Source organism: Kitasatospora sp. NPDC101235 (genome assembly GCF_044767505.1).
Classification (GTDB): Bacteria; Actinomycetota; Actinomycetes; order Streptomycetales; family Streptomycetaceae; genus Kitasatospora.
On sequence record NZ_JBIWNZ010000077.1, the window covers coordinates 1 to 4,896 of the forward strand.

The 4,896-nt window shown below is 66.6% G+C and carries 5 protein-coding genes; 4 read left to right on the forward strand and 1 reads right to left on the reverse strand.

Annotated elements, in window-relative coordinates; all coding sequences use genetic code 11:
* Positions 1–411: 411 nt before the first annotated feature.
* On the reverse strand, positions 412–705 hold the full coding sequence (locus ACIRRH_RS43720; RefSeq protein ID WP_403079061.1) for a hypothetical protein: 294 nt from the start codon (positions 703–705) through the stop codon (positions 412–414).
* A gap of 137 nt (positions 706–842) precedes the next feature.
* On the opposite strand from ACIRRH_RS43720, the gene ACIRRH_RS43725 reads away from it, so the two are divergent.
* From ACIRRH_RS43725 to ACIRRH_RS43740, 4 genes are all read left to right on the forward strand, one after another.
* Positions 843–1,277 carry a plasmid replication, integration and excision activator gene (locus tag ACIRRH_RS43725; protein WP_403079062.1) on the forward strand — a complete coding sequence of 145 codons (435 nt, stop codon included), beginning with the start codon at positions 843–845 and terminating at the stop codon, positions 1,275–1,277.
* 50 nt (positions 1,278–1,327) lie between these two features.
* On the forward strand, positions 1,328–1,612 hold the full coding sequence (locus tag ACIRRH_RS43730; RefSeq protein WP_403079063.1) for a hypothetical protein: 285 nt from the start codon (positions 1,328–1,330) through the stop codon (positions 1,610–1,612).
* A 78-nt stretch (positions 1,613–1,690) separates the two neighbouring features.
* Entirely contained in the window at positions 1,691–3,061 is a 1,371-nt protein-coding gene (locus ACIRRH_RS43735; RefSeq protein WP_403079064.1) for an FtsK/SpoIIIE domain-containing protein, read from the forward strand.
* Between the two features lie 147 nt (positions 3,062–3,208).
* Positions 3,209–4,840 carry a hypothetical protein gene (locus ACIRRH_RS43740; protein WP_403079066.1) on the forward strand — a complete coding sequence of 544 codons (1,632 nt, stop codon included), beginning with the start codon at positions 3,209–3,211 and terminating at the stop codon, positions 4,838–4,840.
* Positions 4,841–4,896 lie beyond the last annotated feature (56 nt).

The following is a 4,896-nucleotide window of genomic DNA, read 5'->3' on the forward strand; positions in this document are numbered from 1 at the left end:
TTCGCGAAGGTTTTGTCCCGGCTCCAGACGTTGACCTGACGGCACGTCAGAAACCTGGCGACTGCCCCCATGGGTCGGGCCGATCCGGGGTTGGCTTCCCTCCTTGGCGGCAGTCGCAGACCGTGCATACTGTCCGGGGCCCTGGCACATCTTCCCAAGTCGGTCACTTGCCGTCGCGGTCGGGCCAGGGTCCCGGACAGTATGCGAGCCTTCAGGTGCCGGCAGGGAGGGAAGCCAACCCCGGTCTGTCCGAACCAGCACCACAACCCACGCCGCAGCCGAAATCCAGATCCCAGGTTCCCTCCGCAGGTGGTGCCCCCGGCAGGGAAGTTGTAAGGGAAAGATTCCTTCCGTCGGAATGCAAAAGCCCCGAATTCCGCAGGATGGGAACTCGGGGCCTCTGGTGAGAATTCACTTCTCCGCTGTCGGTCGCCGTTTGTAGAGTGCAGCCCTGCTGATCTTCGCGGCTTCAGCAATCTCGGAGGGGGTCAGAATGCGCTCAGCGTCAGCCCGGTCGGACAGCGAACGCTCCATGGACTTGCACTCGTCCCGGATCTCGCCGACGACCCGCAGGAGACTGCGGAACCACTCGCGTGCGTCGCGGCTGTGCAGTTGATCAGCAGACAGTCCGTGCTGAGCAAGATCACGAATGCGTTCGAACTGCTCAGCAACCTCTTGGGCAAAGTCGTCCGGTACTGCCGACACGTCCAGTCCTCCTCATTTGGTGTATCCCGGTTGACAGATAGCGTCCTTGGGTCCATCGTAGTGGACAGCACAGAACGTAGTCACCGGATCGCCGCCTGATGATCCGTCAGTTTCAGCCAACTCAGAGAGGTCTCATCATGGCTCTTCGCCCCGGCGCTCGTATCCCGGTCCCCACGGACGTTGTCTTCCCGCACGGCGTCTTCGCCGCCGGTGTCGCCCCGGTCATGAGCTTCACCGATGGCAAGTCCACCGGCATGCAGGAGCTGGACGCGCACACCAGTCAGCCCGTCTGGGCCGTCTCCGTCATCGACGCCGACCCCGAGCTCCCGGCCAAGCTCAAGTCCTTCGTCGTCAAGGTCTCGGCGCCCTACCAGCCGGTTCTGCCGGACCCGCAGATCCCGGGCCTCCCGTTCGTGCCGGTCCTGTTCGAGGGGCTGACCGTCACGCCGTACGTCGACAACGCCTCGAAGCGCCTGGCCTACAGCTACCGGGCGACCGGCGTCGGACCCGTCATCACGGTCGGTGCCCCGCAGGCGCGTTCCGGCCGAGTCACCGCCCCCGCTGCCGAGTGACCTGCACGTCCTGATCTCCCGTCCAAATCTCGTCTGCCAGGAGGACCACGATGGGCTTCTTCAGCCGCAAGAGCAGCAACGACAGCGTCAACAACCACGGCTACATCCCCGGCCAGGAGCTCCCGCCGCTCGACCTGACCGGCGGCAGCCCCAAGGCCGAGCCCCGGGAGATCCACCGCGACCGCAACGGCGACATCAGCTACTTGGAGTACGCCCGGGGCGGCGTGATGCACGGTCTGAACCGGAACGCCGATGGCTCCCCGGAGACCGCCGGTCAGCACATGCGGCGGGAGAAGGAGGAGAAGGAGCGCGAGTCCCGCTGGCGTAACCGCTGATCGCGATCACTGTCCACAGGCCCGGGGCCGAATCCTGGCTCCGGGCCTGACCCATCCCCAGACCTGGAAGGACAGATCATGCTCAACCCGCCGGACTTCGTGCCCGTCATCACCGGGTACTTGCCCGCGATCGGATTCGCCGCCGGGTCCATCGCCGTCACTGCGACGGTTCTGCCGGCAACCCGCTACATCCGTGCCGACAAGGACGTCCGCCGCTCGATCCGCAGGGCCTACGTCATCCGTCGCGGCTGGGCCAGCCTCGCCACTATGAGCGGTCTGACCGTGACCAAGGAACCGTCTCAACTGTCCATGGCAGCAAGCCAGTTGGGCGAGAAGCAGCAGCAGCCGAAGGCCCGGAAGATCTATCCGGCGATCAAGACCCGGCCGGACCGCTTCGGCTTCACGGTCACCGCCAGGACGCTGCCCAAAGTCGGCCTGACCCAGTGGCAAGCCGCGGAGGAAGACCTGCGCAACGGCTGGCGAGTGGAGCGCGTCAAAATCACTCAGCCGAAGCCCGGCCTGGTCGCCGTCCGCGCCTTTATGCGTGAGCCCCTGGAGGCGGTCGTCCACTCCGGCCTGGTTGACCAGACGGGCAAGCTCCACGTGAAGCCGGGCAGTCTCCGGGCCAACTCGGAAATCCTGCTCGGCCACACCGAGGACGGCGAACCCGTGACGATCAACCTGGCCACCGGATCGCACGGCGCGATTCAGGGCGTCACCCGCTCCGGCAAGTCGAACACGGCGAACACGATCTTCGCCCACGCGGCGCTGATGCCGGATGTCCGGATGGTGATCGTGGACCCGAACCTCGGTTCCGTCGCGCCCTGGTGGCGGACCGCCCACACGGTCTCGGCATCCAGCTCGCCGGAGGAAGCCTGCACGGTCCTCGAAGAACTCCGCGCTGAGATGGAACGTCGGCAGGGCATTTTCTGGGCCGCCCGCACGGACAAGCTGGTGGACTTCACGCCGGAAATGCCGCTGATCCTCCTGGCGGTGGATGAGGTGTCGAACTTCACGAACTGGCCGGACCGCAAGCTCGCGGACCGCTTCCGCATGCTCCTCCAGGCGGTCACCAGCCAGGGCCACAAGTTCGGCATCCGGGTGTGGCTCCTCGGCCAGAAGCTGGAGGCCAACGTCCTCAACACCGCGACCCGGACCAACCTCACGTCCCGGATCTGCCACCGCGTTGACACGGTCGAGGACTACCTGCACATGTTCCCGGACGGACGGCACCTGGAGGTCACCGCCGCAGAGCGCTCGATGCCGGAGGGCGTCGGCATCGCTTCGGTCCCCGGCCTCGTTACCCCGAGCCGGATGCGCTCGGTCTATCTGCCGGCCGAACACTGCTGGGCCATCGCCGACGCGATCGTCGAGGTAAGCGGAGAGGTCCGACCCCTTCCCGCCCCGAAGCTGACGCTCGCCAAGGAAGCCGCTCTCAGGGCCGCGTAACGGGCCTCTGACGGCGTTTCTGGCCCTTCGGGGCACCCAGGGCAAGAGAGACTGCCCAGACACGCGAGGAGCCCCCTGGAATCCGACCTCCGGGGGGCTCTGGTGACTCGTCCACCCGCCTGCCAAGAACGGAACGGAGTAAGTCTGGTGACAACGGTACAGGGTTCGGCTCGACCTGCCACCACCAATCCAGCCAGTGTCGGCCCGTCCGTCCTGAGCTCCCCCGCCTCCCTCCTGGGGCCGGAGGTCGGCCAGAGCGGGAGCGCCAGCGGGAGCGTTGGCCAGGCCGCAGGCCCCGCCGCCGCAGGCGGCTCCCCGCAAGGGCTTGTTACATCTGCCAAAACTGTCCGTGAAAATGAAACCGCAGGTCAGAGCCTTGACCTGGACACGCTGTTCGCCCCGACGTTCCCCACCCGGGACGACCTCTCCGAGGCGGCCGGAACCTTCGCCAAAGTCGCCCCGTGGGGCGCCCTCCGGGTCACGCCCTACGCACTGGATGGCTTCCTCGCCCGGCGCGGGATCGGACACGAGGGCCCCCGGCCGCGCATCGTGATCGCCCCGGGAGTCGTCCGCCTGGAGGCGCCCGACCTGGCCAAGCGCGAACGCTCGATGGAGAGGCACGCGGACGACCAGACGCTGACCGCCAAGCTCGATGGGCCCGAGCTGAAGCGTTACCTGGACGCCGTACATGGCTGGAAGCGCGATGATGACGACCAGGTGGTTGAGGTCGAAAAGTTCGACGGCACCCCGGCCGAGTGGATGCGCCGTGACAAGGGAGAGACGAGTCTTACCGGCCGGGAAGTCTTCGAATGGTCGCGCAAGTCCCGGGCCCGGATGATCCTGCGTATGGCCGAGCTGGACTGGGCGCCGCTCTTCGAGATCCCCGGACGAATCCCGGCGATGGTGACGCTGACGTACCCGGGTGAGTGGGAGTCGGTCGCTGGAGATGGCAAGGAAGTCAAGCGCCACCTGGTGACGTTCCTCAAGCGGTACGAGCGCGCATGGGGTGGTCGAATCGTCGGCGTCTGGAAGCTGGAGTTTCAGCGGCGCGGGGCACCGCACTTCCACATCTTGATGGTCCCGCCGCACGGAAGTGCCGGCGCTTTGGAGCGTGAGCTGCATGCGATCCGCACGGCCGAGTGGAAGTCAGCCAAGCAGGCCGGGCTGGATGCTGGCCGCCGACCGTACCGCCGGGCCCCGCTCGGTGACGCGTTGTCGTTCCCGACCTGGCTCTCCCTCGTGTGGGCCGACGTCGTTGACCACCAGGACCCGGAGGAGCGACGCAAGCACGAAGCCGCGGGCACGGGCATCGACTACGCGGAGGGAATGAAGGCGAGCGATCCCAAGCGGCTGGCGATGTACTTCGCCAAGCACGGGTCCTACGCCGCGAAGGAGTACCAGCACGAGGTACCCGACCTCTGGAAGCGCCCCGGCAAGGGCCCCGGCCGGTTCTGGGGCTACTGGGGCATCGAGGTCGCCACGGTCGCGGTCGAGGTCGACTGGGAGATGTACCTGTTGACGTCCCGCACGATGCGCCGGTGGGCTGCCCGTACGCGGATCTGGGACCCGAAGCTCAACGAGGGTAAAGGCGGGCACCGTTGGGTCAAGGCCGTCCGAACGGTCCGTGTGCCGCGCGGCGTGAACCCGGAGACTGGCGTGATCAAAATGAGGAACGTAACGCGACCGATCCAACGAATGACGAGGGTCTCTGGATTTCTCTGCGTGAACAACGGGCCTGAATTCGCGAAGGTTTTGTCCCGGCTCCAGACGTTGACCTGACGGCACGTCAGAAACCTGGCGACTGCCCCCATGGGTCGGGCCGATCCGGGGTTGGC